Below are 253 nucleotides of genomic sequence, written 5' to 3'. Positions count from 1 at the left end.
AATGTAAGTGTTTCACAGCGTTATATACACGCAATGACGATGAGGAAGTGATGGCTTATTTTGCGGTGTTTGATATAGAGACAGGCAGAATTGAAAATCTGGTTGAATGTCCTGAGTTCCTGGCGAATTCAATTCACTTGGAAGCTAACCAGGACATGATCCAAGTTGAGTCTCAAGTCTCAGCAGCACAATACCATGTAGTTAATCGAGAGCTTTATAAACTTTATTAACAATATGATCGAATGACGGCACC

General features: G+C 39.9%; 1 protein-coding gene. It reads left to right on the top strand.

Going from position 1 to position 253, the window contains the following annotated elements:
• The coding region (locus ACWQ4X_RS19945; protein ID WP_457904699.1) for a hypothetical protein at positions 1 to 230 on the top strand (230 nt) is incomplete at its 5' end.
• Between the last annotated feature and the right edge of the window lie 23 nt (positions 231 to 253).

This window comes from Acinetobacter sp. NigerLNRRAM0016 (assembly GCF_054112845.1).
Note: the sequence above shows the minus strand (reverse complement) of the source record. Positions and strands in the feature narration are given on the sequence as shown.